This window comes from Streptomyces sp. SP18BB07, from assembly GCF_036322545.1.
GTDB lineage: Bacteria > Actinomycetota > Actinomycetes > Streptomycetales > Streptomycetaceae > Streptomyces > Streptomyces deccanensis.
Map to the genome: position 1 here is coordinate 117,875 of NZ_JAQYWT010000256.1, position 19,962 is coordinate 137,836.

At 71.3% G+C, this 19,962-nt stretch carries 20 protein-coding genes; 12 read left to right on the forward strand and 8 right to left on the reverse strand.

Translation table 11 applies throughout. From position 1 onward, the window contains the following. Nucleotides 1-117: 117 nt before the first annotated feature. Nucleotides 118-285 carry a DUF3117 domain-containing protein gene (locus PUR53_RS10625; protein WP_003966491.1) on the forward strand — a complete coding sequence of 56 codons (168 nt, stop codon included), beginning with the start codon at nucleotides 118-120 and terminating at the stop codon, nucleotides 283-285. Nucleotides 286-396: 111 nt separating this feature from the next. Here the strand turns inward: PUR53_RS10625 and PUR53_RS10630 are convergent, their stop codons facing one another. After that, nucleotides 397-1,098 carry an O-methyltransferase gene (locus PUR53_RS10630; RefSeq protein ID WP_275593229.1) on the reverse strand — a complete coding sequence of 234 codons (702 nt, stop codon included), beginning with the start codon at nucleotides 1,096-1,098 and terminating at the stop codon, nucleotides 397-399. A 270-nt stretch (nucleotides 1,099-1,368) separates the two neighbouring features. Here PUR53_RS10630 and sigE point away from each other — a divergent pair, with 270 nt between their 5' ends. From sigE to PUR53_RS10655, 5 genes are all read left to right on the forward strand, one after another. Continuing rightward, complete coding sequence (gene sigE / locus PUR53_RS10635) at nucleotides 1,369-2,085, forward strand: RNA polymerase sigma factor SigE (RefSeq protein ID WP_329898252.1); 717 nt, start codon at nucleotides 1,369-1,371, stop codon at nucleotides 2,083-2,085. Further along, nucleotides 2,082-3,293 (forward strand): anti-sigma factor family protein, encoded by a 1,212-nt coding sequence (locus PUR53_RS10640; protein WP_329908117.1) that lies wholly within the window; start codon nucleotides 2,082-2,084, stop codon nucleotides 3,291-3,293. Before sigE ends, PUR53_RS10640 begins: the two co-directional genes overlap by 4 nt. Nucleotides 3,294-4,401: 1,108 nt before the next feature. After that, a complete protein-coding gene (locus PUR53_RS10645; RefSeq protein WP_443080287.1) occupies nucleotides 4,402-6,033 on the forward strand; it encodes a trypsin-like peptidase domain-containing protein in 1,632 nt (543 codons plus the stop codon). Between the two features lie 234 nt (nucleotides 6,034-6,267). Further along, nucleotides 6,268-6,726 (forward strand): sec-independent translocase, encoded by a 459-nt coding sequence (locus PUR53_RS10650; RefSeq protein ID WP_329908120.1) that lies wholly within the window; start codon nucleotides 6,268-6,270, stop codon nucleotides 6,724-6,726. 236 nt (nucleotides 6,727-6,962) lie between these two features. After that, nucleotides 6,963-7,634 (forward strand): hypothetical protein, encoded by a 672-nt coding sequence (locus tag PUR53_RS10655; RefSeq protein WP_329898256.1) that lies wholly within the window; start codon nucleotides 6,963-6,965, stop codon nucleotides 7,632-7,634. Nucleotides 7,635-7,765: 131 nt separating this feature from the next. Here PUR53_RS10655 and PUR53_RS10660 read toward each other — a convergent pair whose 3' ends face one another. From PUR53_RS10660 to PUR53_RS10670, 3 genes are all read right to left on the reverse strand, one after another. Beyond that, nucleotides 7,766-8,899, reverse strand: a complete 1,134-nt coding sequence (locus tag PUR53_RS10660; RefSeq protein WP_329898257.1) for an Mrp/NBP35 family ATP-binding protein — start codon at nucleotides 8,897-8,899, stop codon at nucleotides 7,766-7,768. 43 nt (nucleotides 8,900-8,942) lie between these two features. Continuing rightward, the gene (locus PUR53_RS10665) at nucleotides 8,943-9,554 is read right to left on the reverse strand and encodes a DUF1003 domain-containing protein (protein WP_329898469.1); all 612 of its coding nucleotides are present in this window, start codon (nucleotides 9,552-9,554) and stop codon (nucleotides 8,943-8,945) included. Between the two features lie 172 nt (nucleotides 9,555-9,726). After that, complete coding sequence (locus tag PUR53_RS10670) at nucleotides 9,727-11,028, reverse strand: magnesium transporter MgtE N-terminal domain-containing protein (protein ID WP_329908121.1); 1,302 nt, start codon at nucleotides 11,026-11,028, stop codon at nucleotides 9,727-9,729. Nucleotides 11,029-11,204: 176 nt separating this feature from the next. Between PUR53_RS10670 and PUR53_RS10675 the strand changes: the two genes are divergently transcribed. Continuing rightward, complete coding sequence (locus tag PUR53_RS10675; protein ID WP_329908122.1) at nucleotides 11,205-11,960, forward strand: hypothetical protein; 756 nt, start codon at nucleotides 11,205-11,207, stop codon at nucleotides 11,958-11,960. Between the two features lie 49 nt (nucleotides 11,961-12,009). On the opposite strand, the gene PUR53_RS10680 is transcribed toward PUR53_RS10675, so the two are convergent. Together PUR53_RS10680 and PUR53_RS10685 are read right to left on the reverse strand one after the other, a co-directional pair. Next, nucleotides 12,010-12,567: a hypothetical protein gene (locus PUR53_RS10680; RefSeq protein ID WP_329898260.1), complete on the reverse strand. Its 558-nt coding sequence runs from the start codon at nucleotides 12,565-12,567 to the stop codon at nucleotides 12,010-12,012. A gap of 13 nt (nucleotides 12,568-12,580) precedes the next feature. Next, on the reverse strand, nucleotides 12,581-13,705 hold the full coding sequence (locus PUR53_RS10685; protein WP_329898261.1) for a magnesium and cobalt transport protein CorA: 1,125 nt from the start codon (nucleotides 13,703-13,705) through the stop codon (nucleotides 12,581-12,583). Between the two features lie 534 nt (nucleotides 13,706-14,239). Between PUR53_RS10685 and PUR53_RS10690 the strand changes: the two genes are divergently transcribed. From PUR53_RS10690 to PUR53_RS10705, 4 genes are all read left to right on the forward strand, one after another. Further along, the gene (locus PUR53_RS10690; RefSeq protein ID WP_329908124.1) at nucleotides 14,240-14,824 is read left to right on the forward strand and encodes a suppressor of fused domain protein; all 585 of its coding nucleotides are present in this window, start codon (nucleotides 14,240-14,242) and stop codon (nucleotides 14,822-14,824) included. A gap of 252 nt (nucleotides 14,825-15,076) precedes the next feature. Next, nucleotides 15,077-15,718 (forward strand): DUF6758 family protein, encoded by a 642-nt coding sequence (locus PUR53_RS10695; RefSeq protein ID WP_033525501.1) that lies wholly within the window; start codon nucleotides 15,077-15,079, stop codon nucleotides 15,716-15,718. A 174-nt stretch (nucleotides 15,719-15,892) separates the two neighbouring features. Next, entirely contained in the window at nucleotides 15,893-16,750 is an 858-nt protein-coding gene (locus PUR53_RS10700; protein WP_329908125.1) for a PHP domain-containing protein, read from the forward strand. 178 nt (nucleotides 16,751-16,928) lie between these two features. Then, nucleotides 16,929-17,534 (forward strand): MarC family protein, encoded by a 606-nt coding sequence (locus PUR53_RS10705; protein WP_239757077.1) that lies wholly within the window; start codon nucleotides 16,929-16,931, stop codon nucleotides 17,532-17,534. A gap of 94 nt (nucleotides 17,535-17,628) precedes the next feature. On the opposite strand, the gene PUR53_RS10710 is transcribed toward PUR53_RS10705, so the two are convergent. Continuing rightward, nucleotides 17,629-17,781, reverse strand: coding sequence for a hypothetical protein (locus PUR53_RS10710; protein WP_107072223.1), 153 nt, complete (start codon nucleotides 17,779-17,781; stop codon nucleotides 17,629-17,631). A gap of 236 nt (nucleotides 17,782-18,017) precedes the next feature. Between PUR53_RS10710 and PUR53_RS10715 the strand changes: the two genes are divergently transcribed. Next, a complete protein-coding gene (locus PUR53_RS10715; protein WP_239757078.1) occupies nucleotides 18,018-18,923 on the forward strand; it encodes an NYN domain-containing protein in 906 nt (301 codons plus the stop codon). A gap of 57 nt (nucleotides 18,924-18,980) precedes the next feature. Here the strand turns inward: PUR53_RS10715 and PUR53_RS10720 are convergent, their stop codons facing one another. Beyond that, nucleotides 18,981-19,856: an alpha/beta fold hydrolase gene (locus PUR53_RS10720; protein ID WP_329898264.1), complete on the reverse strand. Its 876-nt coding sequence runs from the start codon at nucleotides 19,854-19,856 to the stop codon at nucleotides 18,981-18,983. Nucleotides 19,857-19,962: the final 106 nt, after the last annotated feature.

Sequence of the window (19,962 nt, forward strand, 5' to 3'; positions counted from 1 at the left end):
ATAATGGCCTGGAAGCAATGTGTTCGATGCCGGTGTCGCGTGTCCCCAGGTGGGCCCGCGCCTGCCCTCCCGGGCCGTCGGCTTGGCGATGAGCTGGTTTCAGGAAGGGGTACGAGCATGGCGGCCATGAAGCCGCGGACGGGCGATGGCCCGCTCGAGGTGACCAAGGAGGGGCGGGGCATCGTCATGCGCGTTCCGCTCGAAGGCGGCGGTCGGCTCGTCGTCGAGCTGACCCCTGACGAGGCCGACGCCCTCGGAGATGCCCTCAAGAAGGTCGTCGGCTGACGCGCGTAGGACCATACCCTTTCAGTTGCCCCGGCACCGCCGCACTCGGCGGTGCCGGGGCGCTGTGGTATCAGGGGTGTGATGGGGGGCGCTCGGACCGCGGGTGGCCGCTCAGCGCTTGACCGCGCACAGCAGACCGTCGCCCACCGGGAGCAGCGACGGCACGAGCTCGGGGCTCTCCCGAACCGTGCGCAGCAGCTCCCGCAGGCGTATGACCTCGGTGGGCTGGGGGTTGGAGTCGACCGTCCGGCCACTGGCGAAGACACCCTCGAAAGCCACGAGTCCACCGGGCCTGAGCAGGCGCAACGATTCAGCGAGGTAGTCCAGGCACTCCAGCCGGTCGCCGTCGCAGAAGACCAGGTCGTACCCGGCGTCCGCGAGCCGCGGCAGCACGTCCAGGGCGTGGCCCGGGATGAACCGCGCGCGGTTGCTGGCGAAGCCGGCCGCGCGGAACGCCTGCCGGGCGAACTGCTGGTGCTCCGGCTCCGGATCCACGGTGGTCAGCACCCCGTCGGGCCGCATGCCGTGCAGCAGATGGATCCCGGAGACACCGGTCCCGGTCCCGATCTCCGCCACCGCCTTCGCGTCCACGGTGGCGGCGAGCACCCGCAGCGCGGCGCCCGTGCCGGGCGACACCGAGCGCAGCCCTGCCTCCCGGGCCCGTTCCCGGGCCCAGCGCAGCGCGTCGTCCTCGGCGACAAAGGCGTCGGCGAACGCCCAGCTCGTCAGCCGGTTGCCGGTAATGACCCTCTCCTTATGTCCCCGTGGTTGCCTGGGCGTGACTGTATCCGTTGCCGTCGGGAACCTGCTGATGGGACCGGTCGTTTAAAGGGATGAGTGAGTGACGGGGGCCGCGACGGGGGGCACGGGATGGATCGGTCCGACGAGCAGGTGCGCGCATCGACGCGGCTGCTGACCAAGCCACAGGGGCCGCATCAGCCTGATGAGCCCCGTCGGCGCACATCAATTTCTTATAAAACCGCTTATCCGGAGCTAACGGGCGAGGTGGCTATGGTAGGGGCTCCACTGGACACCACCAGAGCCGACAGGGGAGGTGCGGCCGCGCCCGCGGATCGGGGAGGAGTGCTGCGGCGCTTTCTCGGATCGGCAGGCAGGCCGAAATCCGTGAACGACACCGCTGACCACAGCCACGCCGACGCTCCCGCCACGGGTGGAGTACAGACCGCGACCTTCACCACGGACGCGCACGCACAGGCGTGGACTCCGCCCACCTGGGAGGAGATCGTCAGCACCCACAGCGGCCGCGTCTACCGCCTCGCCTACCGTCTGACCGGCAACCAGCACGACGCCGAGGACCTCACCCAGGAGGTCTTCGTCCGCGTCTTCCGCTCCCTGTCGACCTACACCCCCGGCACCTTCGAGGGCTGGCTGCACCGCATCACGACCAACCTCTTCCTGGACATGGTCCGGCGCAAGCAGCGCATCCGCTTCGACGCCCTCGGGGACGACGCGGCCGAGCGCCTGCCCAGCCGCGAGCCCACCCCGCAGCAGATCTTCAACGACGCCCACTTCGACGCCGACGTCCAGCAGGCCCTCGACACCCTGGCACCCGAGTTCCGCGCCGCCGTCGTCCTGTGCGACATCGAAGGACTGTCGTACGAGGAGATCGCCGCGACCCTGGGCGTCAAGCTCGGCACGGTCCGCTCCCGGATCCACCGCGGCCGCTCCCAGCTCCGCAAGGCCCTCGCGCACCGCTCCCCGGAAGCCCGGGCCGAGCAGCGCCGCGGGTTCACGGTGCCCCGGGTGGCCGTGCTGGGAGGAGGGGGCGCGACCGCGTGAGTGGATCCCGTCCTACGCCTGCCGAGCAGCACCTGGGAGACCGTCTCTCCGCCCTCGTCGACGGAGAACTCGGTCATGAGGCGCGTGACCGCGTCCTGGCACATCTCGCCACCTGCGCGAAGTGCAAGTCCGAGGCGGACGAGCAGCGCCGCCTGAAGAACGTCTTCGCGGAGGCCGCTCCGCCGCCTCCCTCCGAGAGCTTCCTGGCCCGTCTCCAGATGCTCCCGGCGGGCGGCGACGGCGACGGCGGCTCACCGCTGTCCGGTGGCTTCGGCGGAAGGCTCGGAGGTACGGCCGGTGGACCGGGCCTGCCCGGTGACCCCTCCGCCTCCCGGGACTTCGCCGACTTCGGTGTCTTCGGCTCCGGCGACTCCTTCGGGTACGTCCCGTCGGGACCACACGGCGGCGCGCTGACACCGTCGGAAGGTCGCGGGCTGCTCGGCGGCGGCCGAGGAGCGTCCGGCGGCCGTGGGTTCCTCGGTGACCGTGGCTTCCTGGGCGGCCGTGGCTTCCTCGGCGACCGGGGCGCGCTGGGCGACCGCGGCTTCCTCGGCGGCGGACGCGGCCTCTCCGGTGGTGCGGACGACCGTCCGGACCGGAGGGAGAGAACCGCCGACGACAGAGACGGCCGAGGGGCCACGGGCGACCGGGGCTTTCGGATCCACGACGTGAGCCGACAGGAGGCCGAGCGTTCGGCCTCGCGCGGCATGCGGTTCGCCTTCGTGGCGGCGGGCGCGGTGTCGCTGGCCGCGATCGCCCTCGGCGGCGTGACCAGCGGCATGCCCGCCGAGACGGCGGCCGACCGCGGCGGTTCCGGTGCCGGCAGCAATGTCACCCCGCTGCGGACCCAGGCCTCGGGCACGGTTCCGACGCCCGAGGCACAGCGCCGCCGGGGAGCCGTCGGGCCCCTGCTCGGACAGGGCCAGCAGTCCATGGGCCAGGTGCCCGTCGCCCCGACGGAGATCTCCGCACCCCTGCTGCCCGGCATCCCCGCTCCGGCCGGCCAGGACCGTCGGTCCGTACACCCGCTGACCGCACCCGTGTTGGCCGGTGCCGCCGTCATGTCGCCGCTCATACGTCCGCTCACCGCCGCGCCGCCGCTGCAACTGACCGACTGGTCCCCGGCCTCCGAACTCACGGGACCGGGCCTGCTGACGGCCCCCGACACCACCTCGTCCCCCACACCCACCTCGCCCGTCCTCCGCTGACCCCGAGTTCTGCGCACCGGCCCGCGAACCTGGTTGAATCCAGAGTGGGCCGTGTCCGCTCGGGCCGGTTCCGGCCCGCGGTACTCGGTGAACGGTGGGCGGCGGGCCGGTCCTTGGGACAGGCCCTAGGTGTGGGGAGAACATGAACGAGGGGAAGCCCACGAAGGCGAAGTGGTGGAGCCGCCCCCGAGCGCACGGCGCGGGGGGCGAGTCGGTGGGGGAGCACAGCGGGGCGAAAACCGCCGATTCCGGAGGGCCTGTCGGAGCTGTGGAGCCCCCCGGGGCGCCTGCGAACGCGGCCCGTGCCGAAAACCCCGAGGGCGACTTCGAGTTGGAGCGCCCGGCGACGACGGCATCGGTCGCCGGTGAGACCGACTCCGACTACGAACTGGCCCGCCCGGCCGCCGAGGCCTCGCCCGGCCACACCTCCACGCCTACCGTCGAAACGGCCGACGACACGGACGGCGACTTCGAACTGGAACGACCGGCCGTGAGGAACACGGGACACGAGACCGAGGGCGGAACGAACTCACCGATCGGGCCCGACGGTTCGACGGCCGAGCTGAGCGGTTTGGCGGCCGAGCTGAGCGGTTCGTCGGGCGAGCCCGGTGATGGTCCCGTGGGCGCTGAGCCCGGTGGCCTGTCGGTCGACGCCGCCAGGGTCGGCACCGGTGGCGCCGCAGCCTCCGCTGCGACGACGGCCCCTGCGGTGGCGATGGCCTCTGTGGCGACCACCGCGTCTGCGGCGACAACCGACTCTGCTGCGACCACCGCTTCTGCCGCGACCACCGGCTCTGCCCCCGCCGTGGCCCCTGCCGCAGTCGCCCCCGTCACCACGGTCGTGGGCGCTGCCGATGGCGGCGATGCTCGGCCGGCGGGGGCGCAAGGGGCCCTGAGCGCCCCTGAGGCGCCCTCTGAGCGCCTCAAGCCGCTGCACGACCCCGATCCCTACGGCACCCCGCCGTACGGCGAGCCCGGCCCCTGGGCGCCCGCTCCGCCGGTCCAGCATCCGACGACGACTCCCGACCCCGGCACGGGCGTTCAGCCGACGACACCGGCACACGACGTGCACGCGGTGGCGGGGCAACCTGCACTCGACGGGGCGACCGTGTCGGGAGCCGCGAACGGCGGTGAGGCGGCGTCGGCCTCGGCGGTGACCCCGGCCCACGGCACCGCCGTAGGGACGGCCACCCCGCAGCCCACGACGTCGGACCGGCACCCGGACGCACCTCGGCCCGGTCCGGCGCCATACCAGGACGCGGTCCGGCCGGCCGCGGCGGCTGCGTACGCGGAGGTGCCCGGAGCCGCCGCCACGGCCCAGCCCGCCGCCACCCCCTACCCCGACGCCTCGCAGCCCCCCGGGGCCTCCTACGCGTATCCGTCCCAGCCGGGCCCTCCGCCCTTCGGGGACTCGGCGCAGTCGGTTCCGCCCCCGTACGCGGGCGGCGCTCCGGCCGCCCAGTCCGGGCAGCCCTCGCAGGGAGCCGGGGGCCCGCACCCCTCCGGGGCCTACGCCGATCCCGGGCATCCGCCGCACGGCTCACAGGGCGCCTGGCAGAACTACGATCCGTGGGCCGGGTCGGGGTCGCTGCAGCAGAACGGGGCCGCGGTGCACGACGCGGCCCGGCGGCCTCGGCGCAGGGGACGGACGCTGGTGATCGGCGCCCTGCTGATCGCCGTCGTGGCCGGCGGCATCGGCGGAGCCGTGGGCGCGTACCTGGAGCGCAACGGCGGAGTCGGGGCCATCGAACTGCCGCAGACCAGCGACGGGGTGACGGGCCGGGCGCCCGACAGCGTGGCGGGGATCGCCGCCAGCGCGCTGCCCAGCGTCGTGACTCTGCACGTGAGCGGGGACAGCGCCCAAGGCACCGGCACCGGCTTCGTGCTCGACGAGCGCGGCCACATCCTCACCAACAACCACGTCGTGGACCCCGCAGGCAGCGGCGGCGACATATCGGTGACCTTCAGCGGCGGTGAGACCGCCAAGGCCACCATGGTCGGCCGGGACACCGGCTACGACCTGGCCGTGGTCAAGGTGTCCGGCGTCAGCGGGCTCAAGCCGCTGCCCCTCGGCAACTCCGAGGAGGTCCAGGTCGGCGACCCGGTCGTCGCCATCGGCGCCCCCTTCGACCTGGCCAACACCGTCACCTCCGGCATCATCAGCGCCAAGGAGCGGCCCATCACGGCCGGCGGCGAGAGCGGCGATGTGAGTGACGTGTCGTACGTGGACGCGCTGCAGACCGACGCGCCGATAAATCCCGGCAACTCGGGAGGCCCGCTCCTCGACGGCAAGGCCCGGGTGATCGGCATCAACAGCGCCATCCGCTCCGCCGGCAGTGGCTCCGAGTCGGACGGTGGGCAGGCCGGTTCCATCGGGCTCGGCTTCGCGATCCCCATCAACCAGGGAAAGCGCGTCGCCGAGGAGCTGATCAACACCGGCAAGGCCACCCACCCGGTGATCGGGGTCACCCTCGACATGGACTACTCGGGTGACGGCGCCCGCATCGGCGACCAGGGCGACGGCGGCTCCGGGGTGACGTCCGGCGGCCCCGCCGACCGGGCGGGCATGCGCTCGGGCGACGTCATCACCGAGGTCGACGGCCAGCGGGTCCACTCCGGCGACGAACTGATCGTCAAGGTCCGCGCCCACCGGCCCGGCGACCGCCTCGAACTCACGCTCCTGCGGAACGGCAGGGAGCGGACGGTCACGCTCACCCTCGGCTCGTCCGGCGGCGACTGACCGCGTCCGGGCGCCCATGACGGCCGGCGCCCACTGACAGCAACTTCACAGGAGGGGCCCCACACCCCCTCCTGCCAGGCAAACAGCTGGGAAAACCCGTCGGTCGTGCTTGGTCGGAAGCTGCCCGAAGGTACCGGATCGACGGTATCGCCGGGTACCGTGGATCCGGCCCGGACCACGGAAGACCTGCCGAGGCCCGCGGATCGGGACCGAGGACATCGCAAGGAGCTTCAGGTGTTCAATGACATAGGTGCGCTCGAGGTGGTGACGCTCGTCGTCCTCGCCGTGCTCGTCTTCGGTCCGGACAAGCTCCCGAAGGTGATCCAGGACATCACGCGGACCATCCGCAAGATCCGCGAGTTCTCGGACAGCGCCAAGGCGGACATCCGCAACGAGCTCGGACCGGAGTTCAAGGACTTCGAGTTCGAGGACCTCAACCCCAAGACGTTCATCCGCAAGCAGCTGGACAACGACGAACTGGGGCTGAAGGAGATCCGCAGCAACCTCGACCTGAAGAAGGAGATGGCCGAGCTCACGGACGCCGTCCACGGTCGCGAGTCCGCGTCCGCCTCGTCCGACTCCTCCTCGGCCTCCTCCGCCGGCTCCTCCTCGGGGGCGGCCGGCGGCTCCGTCGACATGACGAAGAAGCGCGAGATCGAAGAGCGCCCGCCGTACGACATGGACGCCACCTGAGCCGTACGCCGGCGTGCTGCCCGTGCCCCTGACGTGATGCGATTCATACCGTCACGCACCCTCGTACGGCCCGAACCCGCCAGTACGCCGTCCTACGCGCCGGGCGCTTTCCCTGCTGCTCGGAGAGCTGTGGCTATGCTGCCCAGTTGTTGTGCGGACCGTAAGGAGAGCGAGCGACGACGCCCGAGGGGGGCGGGCCGCTCCGGTCCGTCTAGAGCGAGGAGGCGTCCGGGCACATGGAGACGACGAGTCGGGTAGGCGCGCAGGCGTCGGCCGCGGAGGGTGAACAACAGCTTCCCTCCGCCCGACGCACGGTCGACGGCTACCTGCTGGCGCCCTTCCCTTGGTACGGCCTCGACGAGGCCTTCACGGGACCGCGGTGGCTGATGCAGGTCGGTACGTCGGCGGAAGGAGCCGTCGAGCACGGTTCGATCGGCCACGGTGACGAGCCCTCGGTGCGCAACGAGTACACCGCCGGGTCGGACGACGAGGCCAAGGAGCGGTTCGCGGTCGTGGTGACCGTCGCGGCGAATCCGTCCCGGAGGAGCGCCGATGGTACGGGGCTGCTGGAGGCCACGTCGGTGTCCTCGGCGGCGTGGCTCGCGGGAGTGGGGCTCCTGTCCTTCACCTGGCCCGGTCAGTTGGACCACTCCCTGCGGGACGACTGGCTGGACCAGCAGACCGAGGCCGCGTGGGTGCTGGCCGACGATCTCGCCGGGGCCGACTGGACGACCCTGTCCCTGCCGGTGGACGGCGTGCCGACGCCGTTCCACTACCGCGAGTCCGAGTTCGGGTGGGTGCTTGCGGGGTCGACGTCGCAAGGGGTGCATGTGGGGGCGTACGGGCGTGGCATGAGCGCGTACGGTCTGGGGTTCGCCGTGGTCAAGGACATCGAGGCGTACGCGTAACGGGGAAGGGCACCGCGCTGTGGTGTGCTGCGGTGCCCTTCATCGCCGTAGGGCCTGTGCGCTTCGAGGGCTGCGGGTCCGTCGTGGCTGATCGCGCAGTTCCCCGCGCCCCTGACGGGGCGCCAGATCTCCTAGAACTTGTTCCTCGGGGTGATTCCCAGGCTCATGCCCGACAGGCCCCGCTGGCGGCCGCCCAGCTTGCCCGCGATGGCTCGCAGGGCCGCGCCGGCGGGGGAGTCGGGGTCGCTCAGGACCACCGGCCTGCCGTCGTCGCCGCCCTCGCGGAGGCGGACGTCGATGGGGATGGAGCCGAGGACCGGGACCGTGGCGCCGGTGGTGCGGGTGAGGCCGTCGGCGACGGTCTGGCCGCCGCCCGTGCCGAACACGTCGACCATCTCGTCGCAGTGTGGGCAGGGCAGGCCCGCCATGTTCTCGACGACGCCGACGATCTTCTGGTGGGTCTGCACCGCGATGGACCCGGCGCGCTCGGCGACCTCGGCCGCCGCCTGCTGAGGGGTCGTCACGACGAGGATCTCGGCGTTCGGGACCAGCTGCGCCACCGAGATGGCGATGTCGCCGGTGCCCGGCGGGAGGTCGAGGAGCAGCACGTCCAGGTCGCCCCAGTAGACGTCCGAGAGGAACTGCTGCAACGCCCGGTGCAGCATCGGGCCGCGCCAGACCACCGGGGTGTTGCCCGGGGTGAACATACCGATCGAGATGACCTTCACACCGTTCGCGGACGGCGGCATGATCATGTTCTCGACCTGGGTGGGAAGGCCGTCGGCACCCAGCATGCGGGGCACGGAGTGGCCGTAGATGTCGGCGTCCACGACACCGACCTTGAGGCCGTCGGCGGCCATGGCCGCCGCCAGGTTCACCGTCACCGAGGACTTGCCGACGCCGCCCTTGCCGGAGGCGACGGCGTACACGCGCGTGAGGGAGCCCGGCTTGGCGAAGGGGACCTCGCGCTCGGCCTGGCCGCCGCGCAGCGCGCCCGCCAGTTCCTTGCGCTGCTCGTCGCTCATGACGTCCAACTCGACGTCGACGCGGGTGACGCCCTCGACCGCCGCGACCGCGTCCGTCACACGCTGGGTGATCGTGTCGCGCATGGGGCAGCCGGAGACCGTCAGGTACACGGCGACCGCGACCGTTCCGTCCGCGCCGATCTCCACCGACTTGACCATCCCGAGTTCGGTGATGGGGCGGTTGATCTCGGGGTCGTTCACCGTCGACAGTGCTTCGCGCACCGCGTCTTCCGTAGCCATAAGGACGATGGTACGGCGCCGCGCGGGGCCCCTGGGAGCCCCGTCAGCGGTCGCCCATGTCACGTCCGCGCGGGTGTTCCGGCGGGAATACGGTCCGGGTCCCGCGCGGCCCGTCCCCGTCGTGCTCGTGCAGCTCCCTGACCAGGTCATGGAGCTCCGAGCGCAGCCAGTCGCGGGTGGCGACCTCGCCGAGGCCGATGCGTAGCGCGGCGATCTCCCTGGTCAGGTACTCGGTGTCCGCGATCGAGCGCTCGTTCTGTTTGCGGTCCTGTTCGAGGTTGACGCGGTCGCGGTCGTCCTGGCGGTTCTGCGCGAGCAGGATCAGCGGGGCGGCGTAGGAGGCCTGCAGGGAGAGCATCAGGGTGAGGAAGATGAAGGGGTAGTTGTCGAAGCGCAGGTCGCTCGGGGCGGAGACGTTCCACACCACCCACAGGATGATGACGACCGTCATCCAGACGATGAACCGCCCGGTGCCCAGGAACCGCGCGATCCGCTCCGAGAGCCGTCCGAAGGCCTCCGGGTCCCATTCGGGCAGGAACCTGGCCCGGCGCGGCAGCGGCTGGTCGAGACGCGTACGCGGGCGGGCGGTGGCCCCGGAGGGCGTGCGCTCCCTCAGGGGCGCCCCGGAGGGCGTTGTGCGCTCCCGCGCTCCCACGCCGGAGTGCGCCCGCTCGCGCCCCGCGTGCCGCCCGTCCCGTCCCTCGCGCCCCGCTTGACGCCCCTCCCGCCCCTCCCGCCCCTCGCGCCCGATGTGCAGCCGTCCGTCCCGTCCCTCGCGTCCGCCGGGTCGCCCCTCCCACCCTTCACGGGCTTCCCGCCCGTCCCGGTCAGGAGCCATCGTCGGCCCCCTGCCCGTCCGCGAGGTCCTCGTCCTCGTGCAGATGGAACTCCGTCTCCCGCCAGTCCTCGGGCAGCATGTGGTCCAGGACGTCGTCGACGGTCACCGCGCCCAGCAACGAGCCGCTCTCGTCGACCACGGGCGCCGCGACCATGTCGTACGTCGCGAAGAACCCGGCGACGGCGCGCAGCGCGGCCTCCGGGTCCAGCGGCTGCAGATCATCGTCGACGAGCGCGCTGACCAGGGTGTACGGCGGGTCCCGCAGCAGCCGCTGGAAGTGGACCGTGCCGAGGTACTTGCCGGTCGGTGTCTCGTCCGGGGGCCGGCACACGTACACCTGCGCGGCGAGCGCGGGGGACAGGTCGGCGTTGCGGACCCTCGCGAGCGCGTCGGCGACGGTCGCGTCCGGGCGCAGCACGATCGGCTCGGTGGTCATCAGACCGCCGGCGGTCTTCTCCTCGTACGCCATCAGCCGCCGTACGTCCGCCGCTTCGTCCGGCTGCATCAGCGTCAGCAGGCGTTCCTGCTCCTCCTCCGGGAGCTCGGCGAGGAGGTCGGCGGCGTCGTCCGGGTCCATGGCCTCCAGGACGTCCGCGGCCCGCTCCTCCTTGAGCTTGCCGAGGATCTCGATCTGGTCGTCCTCGGGCAGCTCCTCCAGGACGTCGGCGAGCCGGTCGTCATCCAGGGCGGCGGCGACCTCGGCCCGGCGTTTGGGGGAGAGGTGGTGCAGCACATTGGCCAGGTCGGCCGGGCGGAGCTGCTCGAAGGTCGCGAGGAGGTTCTCGGCCCCCTGCCCGTGCTCCTCCAGCGAGAAGCCGGTGACCGCCGACCACTCCACGGTCACCGTCTCGCCCTTGTGCCGCCGGAACGCCCCGCCCTTGCCCTTGCGGACGAACACCCGGTCGATCTCCCAGTCCCGGCGGGCCGGCAGCTGCTGGACCGAGATGTCCAGGACCGTCACCTCCTCGCCGGTCTCGACGAGCGTCACCCGCCGGTCCAGCAGTTCTCCGATGACGAGGCGCTCGGTGGGGCGCTGCTCGAAGCGGCGCACGTTCAGCACGCCGGTGGTGATGACCTGGCCCGACTCGATGCCGGTGACCCGGGTCATGGGCAGGAAGATCCGGCGCCGGGTGGACAGTTCGACGACCAGGCCGAGCAGCCGCGGGGGCTTGCGGCCCACCCGCAAAATGGCCACCAGATCCCGGACGCGGCCCACCTGGTCGCCGTTCGGGTCGAAGACGGCGACGCCGGAGAGGTGGGAGACGAAGATCCGGGGCGCCACCGCCGCCATGAGCCGCCCCTTTCCTTCCCGTCGCGAGGGGAATGTCCGCCGAGGACGGCTTCAGGCTAGCCCGTCCCGATCGGATATGCCCTGGTGAGCGGTGCGGACGGACTGGCTCCGTGGTGGGTCGGGAGCCCCGGTACTCTGCGGTAGGCCTGGACTCCCCACGAAGAGGTGCATCGCCTGTGACTGTGATTCCCCGTACCCGAAGGGCCGCACTGGTGAGCGCCGTCTGCACCCTGGTGGTCAGCGGGCTGGGGCTCACCGGGTGCAGCGAGGATCCCAACGAGGGCACCAACGGGGTCGGCAAGCTGGAGCCGGCGAAGATCCAGAGCACGACCCGGGCGGCGGCCACGGCGGCGGACACGGTCCGGCTGTCCGGGGCCGTGGTGAGCAACGGCAAAACCTACAAGTTGGACATGCGCCTCAAGGAGGACGGCGGTACCGGTTCGGTGACGTCGGAGGGCTCCACGTTCCGGCTGCTGAAGGTGGGGGAGCACCTCTTCCTCAAGGCCGACAAGGACTTCTGGGACCACCAGGACTCGGGGAAGGACAGCGGCGACGAGGACTCCGAGGCGGCCGCGGCGGACAAGCTGGACGGCATGTATGTGAAGGTGCCGACCGGTGACCCGGCCTACAAGCGGTTCAGCGGCTTCACCGACAAGGACGTCCTCCTCAACAGCCTGCTCACCCTGCACGGCACGCTGTCCACCGAGGGCCATCACGAGCAGTCCGGCACCCGCACCATCCGCATCACCGGCGACAAGGGCTCCGGCGGCACGCTCGACGTCTCCCTCGAAGGCACCCCCTACCCCCTCCGCCTCGTCCGCGCCGGCGACGCCGGCACCATCCTCCTCACCGACTGGGGCAAGACCTTCACCCTGGAGGAGCCGGACGAGAAGTCGGTGGTGGACTACGGCAAGCAGTTGCCGACCTCTTGACGGGCCCGAGCAGCGACACGAGGCCCCTGGGCGGGGGCGGGCCCGGCGCTCAGCGCTTGCGGCGGGTGAAGAGCAGGCGTGGGACCGCGGCCGGAATCGGCTGACGGGTGGTCGCCGACGTGGCGACCGGTGCCTCCGCCAGATCGCCGTCGGGCAGCGGCAGCGTCGCCCCCGTCGGCTCCAGGCGGAGCACCCGGCACTCGCGGGCCCACCGGGCCGGCATGGCCTCACCGTCGGACGCGTTGAGCCGTTTGCCCTTGAGCTCGGCCACGGCGGACTCCCACTCGGGGGAGCCCGGGGCCAGTTCGACGACGCCCGCGGCCCAGCTGACCAGCCGCCCGCCCTTGTCCTTGCTGCGGACGGTCACCACCGCCGGGCCCCCGTCGACCAGCCCGGGCAGCGGCTGCTCACCCGGCCCGTCGCCCACCACACACGCCGCACCCTCGTGCCAGACGTGCCACAACGCCCGCGACGGCGCACTCGGGCCCGGGTCCCCGGGCGCCGGCGCGGTCCCGCCCCGTACCCAGATGAGTCCGGACTTCTTGGTGGCCTCTTCGACGAGGGCACGATCGAGCAACGCGTCAGCTGTCGGCGAGTCGGCGTTCATGGGGGCAGCCTAGCTACAGCCACCCATTGCGCTTCAGCGTCCGGTGGATGCCGAGGCAGAGCGCGACCGTGACCCCGAGGACCAGGGGGTAGCCGAACTTCCACCGCAGCTCCGGCATGTAGTCGAAGTTCATGCCGTAGACGCCGCACACCATCGTCGGCACGGCGATGATGGCCGCCCAGGAGGTGATCTTGCGCATGTCCTCGTTCTGCGCGACGGAGGCCTGCGCCAGGTTCGCCTGGAGGATCGAGTTGAGGAGCTCGTCGAAGCCGACGACCTGCTCCTGGACCCGGGCGAGGTGGTCGGCCACGTCACGGAAGTACTTCTGGATGTCCGGGTCGATCAGCCGCATCGGCCGCTCGCTCAGCAGCTGCATGGGCCGCACCAGCGGCAGCACCGCGCGCTTGAACTCCATGACCTCGCGCTTGAGTTGGTAGATCCGGCCAGCGTCGGTACCCCGGGGCGTGCCCTTGCGCCCGGGGGAGAACACCTCCGTCTCCACCTCGTCGATGTCGTCCTGCACGGCGTCCGCGACCGCCACGTACCCGTCGACGACATGGTCGGCGATGGCGTGCAGCACGGCCGACGGGCCCTTCGCCAGCAACTCCGGGTCGTCCTGCAGCCGGTGACGCAGCGCCCTGAGCGAGCCCTGCCCGCCGTGCCGGACGGTGATGAAGAAGTCCCGCCCGGTGAAGCACATGACCTCGCCGGACTCCACGACCTCGCTGGTGGCGGTGAGTTCGTCGTGCTCGACGTAGTGGATGGTCTTGAAGACGGTGAAGAGGGTGTCGTCGTACCGCTCCAGCTTCGGCCGCTGGTGCGCGTGCACCGCGTCCTCCACGGCCAGCGGGTGCAGCCCGAACTCGGCCGCGATACCGGAGAATTCGGCCTCCGACGGCTCGTGCAGGCCGATCCAGACGAAACCGCCGTCACGGCGCACCTGACGGATCGCCTCGTGCGGGGTCAGGTTGCGCTCGAACGACACGCGCGCGCCGTCGCGGTACACGGCGCAGTCCACGACGGCCGTGGCCGCCTCCGCCGGACGCGTTGCGTCGTACACCCCGCCGTCCTTGCGCAGCGACAGCCGCGAGGGACGGGACGGGCGGACCGCGGCACGCAGGTTGTGGATCATCGACATGAGCTGGCTCCTTCGCAACGAAAGGCCGCCGACGACGGTTGGAACTACCCGGAATGGGGACGTTTTGACTGCGGATGTTTGGCACGTCCACAAAGCGGGGAGCACCGCACCGTCGCGGTGACAGCTTCGCTTGATTCAGATCAAGACGGGAAAGAAGTGCTCTTCCGATGCGCGACGACCGACGAGCGGCACGACGCGAGTGAGGGTGGTAGCCAGCGAGCGAGAACTACGGCTACGACCGGCGCTACGGAACTCGAACAGCGGAAGAGCGGGTGGTACTGCCAGGTCGACTTCGGTCCATCGCAGCCCCACCTCCTCCGGCCGGTCCCTCGTAAGGGACGTTCCATACCCCATCCGGGGTTCCCCGTAGGGGAGTCAGTCTTCTCGGTACGGGACGTGAAGGCGTGAGAAGCCTTGAGAGCGTGGCTTCTGCGTGCTGCCCGCGTGCTGTCCCGACCGGCGCCCCAGACTAACAGTCGGCTGAAGTGTCAAGGCGCCCGTTTGCCGGTTCCTGACGAGTTCTATGCTCGGCTCATGGCTGATGTTCTTCCGTTGGTGGAGGCCCGTTTGCGCACCGCGCTGGGTGAACCGGACGCGCGCGCCGCGGTCACCTTCCTCGGCGCGGACCGCATCGAGGTGCTCCGTTTCACCGACGGCGACGTCGTCCGCTACGCCACGCTCGGCATGTCCGCCCAGCCGATGGCCGACCCCGCCGCGGTCCTCGCCGACCCCGTCAAGGGCCCGCGCGCCGAGCTCGTCCTGTCCGTGCGGCGCGGTGTCGCCGACACCGACAAGGTGCTGCGCCCGCTCGCCGTGCTCGCCGCGTCGCCGCAGGTGGAGGGCGTGATCGTGGCCCCCGGTGCCTCTCTCGACGTGGGCGGTCCGCTCTGGCCCGGCGCCCCCTTCACCTCCGTCCTCGTCGCCGAGTCCGGCGGCCTGGTCGAGGATCTCGAACTCGACGCCCCCGCCGACCCCGTACGGTTCCTGCCCCTCCTGCCGATGACGCCCAACGAGGCGGCCTGGAAGCGGGTGCACGGCGCCCAGGCCCTCCAGGAGCGCTGGCTCACGCAGGGCACCGACCTCCGCGACCCCACCCGCGCATCGGTCTCCCTCGCCTGACCGACCGTGCGGCGCGACTTCCCGGTGTGACGGACGGCACGCCATACGTGACCGGAGGAGGCTCGGCAGGTGGCCGAAAACCGCCGCTTCCCTTGGCGGTGTGGGTAGTTGATTCCGTTGGTCGGCCCGATGGGTCGACCACCCGCCGAAGACCGGCGTTCGTGCGTGGAACGTGCGCGGAACGTGACGCGCACACGCCGGACGGGTGATCGTCCTTGACGCGAGGAAGCACGGGGAGGACCGTTGGGCCCTATGAGGGGCGAACCCAGTTGCCCGAAGTGTGGTGGCCGGGTCAGGGCTCCCGGCCTCTTTGCCGACTCCTGGCAGTGCGCCGCCCACGGGACGGTGCACCCGCTGCAGCCCGTGATCCCGCCCAGCGTCGAGGCCCTCAGCGTCGTCGTGCACCGTGCCAAGGTGCCGGTCTGGATGCCCTGGCCGCTGCCCGTGGGCTGGCTCTTCACGGGTGCCGCCTTCGCCGGGGACGACCGCAGCGGCGGACGCGCCACCGCCGTGGCCTGCTCCGGTCCCGGTCCGCTCGGCGGCGTCGGGGAGCTGGTCCTCATCGCGGAGGAACTCGGTGTCGGACTCGGTGCGCGGTACGCGGGCATCGACGGGCCCGACCCCGGCCCCTATCTGAGCGTCGAGAAACCACCCCAGGCGAAGGTCCTGGCCGCCGGACGGCCGACACCGCTGTGGCACGTCACCGGCACGCCGGACGACCGCGCCGTCTTCGCGGGCGAGGCGCTCGGGCTGTGGCTGTGGGCGATCGTGTGGCCCGAACAGACCGGGCTGCTGATGTACGACGAACTCGTGCTGACGGATCTGCGGGACGCGGGTGCGGAGGTGGAACTCCTCCCGTGCGGAGCCCTCTCGCCGCGCATCCTGGAGCCGTAGGGGCACCACACTCGACCCGTGCGGCGCCCGTTCGGGCCAGGAGGCGCCCGTTTCGCCCGCCCCCGTCTCCACCCGTGTAGGGGGCACTCCCCGGTTTAGGGTGTGACAGGGTTGGCCCAAAAGGACGCTATCCTTGAGCGTCCGCTTCCCTTCCCCGCGCCTGGAGTCCGAGTCGTGCGTATCGATCTGCACTGCCACTCCACGGCCTCCGACGGTACGGACACCCCGTCGGAGCTGGTACGGAAGGCGGGGGCGGCCGGTCTGGACGTCGTCGCGCTGACCGACCACGACACCACCCGTGGGCACGCGGAGGCGATCGCCGCGCTGCCGGAGGGGCTCACCCTGGTCACGGGCGCCGAGCTGTCGTGCCGACTGGGCGGCGTCAGCATGCACATGCTGGCCTATCTGTTCGACCCCGAGGAGCCCGATCTGCTCGCCGAGCGCGAGCTGGTCCGGGACGACCGCGTCCCCCGGGCCCGCGGGATGATCGCCAAGCTGAACGAGCTGGGTGTGCCGGTGACCTGGGACCAGGTCGCGCGGATCGCCGCCGACGGCTCGGTGGGACGGCCGCACGTGGCCACCGCCCTCGTCGAACTCGGTGTCGTGCCGACCGTGAGCGACGCGTTCACGGAGCAGTGGCTCGCCGACGGCGGCCGCGCCTACGTCGAGAAGCACGAGACCGACCCCTTCGAGGCGATCCGGCTGATCAAGGGCGCCGGCGGTGTCGCCGTCTTCGCCCACCCCGCCGCCGTCAAGCGCGGCCGGACCGTACCGGAGTCCGCGATCGCCGAGCTGGCCGCCGCCGGACTCGACGGCATCGAGGTCGACCACATGGAGCACGACCCGGCGACCCGGGCACGGCTGCGCGGCCTGGCGAAGGAGCTGGGGCTCCTCGCCACCGGTTCCTCGGACTACCACGGCAGCCGGAAGACCTGTGTACTCGGCGAGTGCACGACCGACCCCGAGGTGTACGGCGAGATCACTCGGCGGGCCACCGGAGCGTTTCCCGTCCCGGGGACCGGCGGGAAGTAGCCGGCCCCTCCTGGCCGTAGGGGACCCGGCCGTCGGCGGCTGTCCCCACCGTTCCCCACCACTCCCGACTCCGTTCGCGCGGGCGGTTCCCCCATCGCCTCGCGGACGATCGCTCACAGCGGCACGCGGCTGTGGGCTGCCCCTCTTCCCCCGTTCTTCACTCCCGCAAGGCACCCCCGTGTTCGATCTCGCCATATTCGGTTCGCTCTTCCTCACCCTCTTCGTGATCATGGATCCCCCGGGGATCACCCCGATCTTCCTCGGCCTCACCGCGGGCCGACCCGCGCGCACCCAGAAGCGGATGGCCTTCCAGGCCGTCTGCGTGGCCGGTGGTGTGATCACCGTCTTCGGGCTGCTGGGGCACCAGATCCTGGCCTATCTGCATGTCTCCGTGCCGGCGCTGATGATCGCGGGCGGGCTGCTGCTCCTGCTGATCGCGCTGGATCTGCTGACCGGCAAGACGGACGAGCCGAAGCAGACGAAGGACGTCAACGTCGCGCTCGTGCCGCTGGGGATGCCGCTGCTGGCCGGTCCCGGCGCGATCGTGTCGGTGATCCTCGCCGTGCAGAAGGCGGACGGCGTGGCCGGTCACGTCTCCGTGTGGGCCGCGATCCTCGCGATCCATGTCGTGCTGTGGCTGACGATGCGGTACTCGCTGCTGATCATCCGGGTCATCAAGGACGGCGGTGTGGTGCTGGTGACCCGGCTCGCGGGCATGATGCTCTCCGCGATCGCCGTGCAGCAGATCATCAACGGCGTCACCCAGGTCGTCCAGGGCGCCTAGCCCACGCCCCGAGCCACGTCTGGCCCGAGAAGTCGCAGAGCCCCGTACGGCGTCGTGCCGTACGGGGCTCTGAAGTGTGAACGGATCCGCGTCCTTACGAGGCGGTCGCGTCTGCCGGGCGGATCCAGAGGCGCTGCCCGATGGCGGCGGCCTGCTGCACGATCCGGTTGACGGAGGCGGCGTCCACGACGGTGCTGTCGACGGGCGTGCCGCTGACATCGTCGAGTCGCAGAATTTCGAAGCGCAAGGGCTTCTCCCTTCGTCTGGTCATCCTCCTGAGGAGAACTACTGGTGATGGTTCACGGGTCGTCGGTGCCCGTGTTCCATCAGTAGCCAACGGTATGCGTGTTACGAACATTCCCTACGCTAAGGAAATTTTTCGAGAAGCTAATTACTAGCGGGTAAGCGGTGTGCTGGTATGTCTACCTGGAGGCAGGAAGACTGATTGGGACCGGTTGTGTTCGCAGCGTGACCGCCGGGACAATGGCAGTAATGAACGACGACCTCACGGCGCTCGGCGCCCGCATCGACCGTACGAACGAGCTGCTGCACCGCATGCTCGCCGAGGTGGCGAAGACGCCCTCGACACACGCGATCTTCGTCGATGCCGGGTATCTGTACGCGGCCGTGGGACGGCTCGTCGCGGGGACGGAGGACCGGCGGTCCTTCGATCTCGACGCGGAAGGGCTCATCGACGCGCTGATCGACAAGGCCCGCACGATCTTCGCGGACAGCCGGCTGCTGCGGGTCTACTGGTACGACGGGGCCCGTCGGCGCATCCATACGGCGGAACAGCAGACGATCGCCGAGCTGCCGGACGTGAAGGTCCGCCTCGGCAACCTCAACGCGAACAACCAGCAGAAGGGCGTCGACTCCCTGATCCGCACCGACCTGGAGTCGCTGGCCCGGCACCGCGCGATCAGCGACGCAGCCCTCATCGGCGGCGACGAGGACCTGGTCTCGGCGGTCGAGGCCGCCCAGGGCTACGGTGCGCGGGTCCATCTGTGGGGGATCGAGGCACCCGAGGGCCGCAACCAGGCCGAGCCGCTGCTGTGGGAGGTCGACAGCCAGCGGACCTTCGACCTCGACTTCTTCAAGCCGTACGTGTCACGGAGGGCCGCCGCCACCTACGACGCCCCCACCGGTGCCCGCCCCACCCGTGAGGACGTCCGCTTCGTCGGCGCCCAGATCGCCGCGAAGTGGCTCGCCTCACGCGGCCGGGAGACCTTGCAGGAACTGCTCCACGGCCATCCGTACCTGCCCGGCTCCGTCGACCAGGACCTGCTCGTCGAGGCGGAGGGCCTGCTCCAGTACTCGCTGCGGGGACAGGCGGACCTGAGACGGGCGCTGCGGGACGGCTTTTGGGAACACTTGCGGGCGCAGTACTAGGGGCCGGGTTGGACTGGACTGGACTGGACTGGACGTTGGCTTCTGGCGGGCCCCTGCTCAGCGGACGATCCGGTCCCAGAAGCCGATGAGGGCGTCGGCCGTCGCCTTCGGCTGATCGGTGTTGGGGGAGTGCTCGGCGTCACGGACGACGGTGCGGTGGGCGCGCAGCCGTACGGCCATGTCGTCGAGGATCGGGATCGGCCAGGTGTCGTCGCGTTCACCGGAGAGCACGTGCTTGGGCAGGTCCACGGCGGCGAGTTCGGCGACGCGGTCGGGTTCCGAGCAGAGCTGCCGGCCCGTGGCGATGAGCTGGGCGGGCTTGGTGGCGAGCCAACGGCGACGCAGGTCGGCGCGGTCGTCGAGCCCCGCGTCGAGGGCGCCCGTGTCGGCCTCCTCCGGCTCCGGCGCCTCCATCGCCTGGATGGCGTCCCACACCTGCTCCATGTCCATCACGGCCAGGGCGTCCCGCAACAGCTTCACGCGCTGCTGCTGGCCGACCGAGATCTGGGCGGGGCCCGAGGCCATGAGGGTGAGGGAGGCGAAGGGGGAGGCGTCCATCAGCACGGCGGCGCGGGAGATCTGGCCGCCGAGGGAGTGACCGACGAGGTGCAGCGGACCGCCGTCGCCCACGGACCGCGCCTGGGCGAGCAGGTCCTTCGCCAACTCCGGCTGCGCGTACGGCGCTTCGTCGTCCTCGGCCCCTGGGCTCTCGTACTGGCCGCGCCCGTCCACGGCCACCGTCCGGTACCCCGCCGCCGCCAACGGCTCGTGCAGCGCGATGAAGTCCTCCTTGCTCCCCGTGAACCCCGGCACGAGCAACACGCTGCCCTTCACCGCCACCCCCGCCTCGATCACGGCGAACTCCCCACGAGGGGTGCGCAGACGGTGGGCGCGAGCGCCGGGAGGCGGGGTGAATGAGGGGGGACGGCTCATGGGGCGAGAGTAACCGGCCGCCGAAGCCTGTGCGGGGTCGGGACGGGTGCGTGGTCGGGTGCGGGTGGGTGGGGCTTCTCGCGCAGTTCCCCGCGCCCCTAAAGGC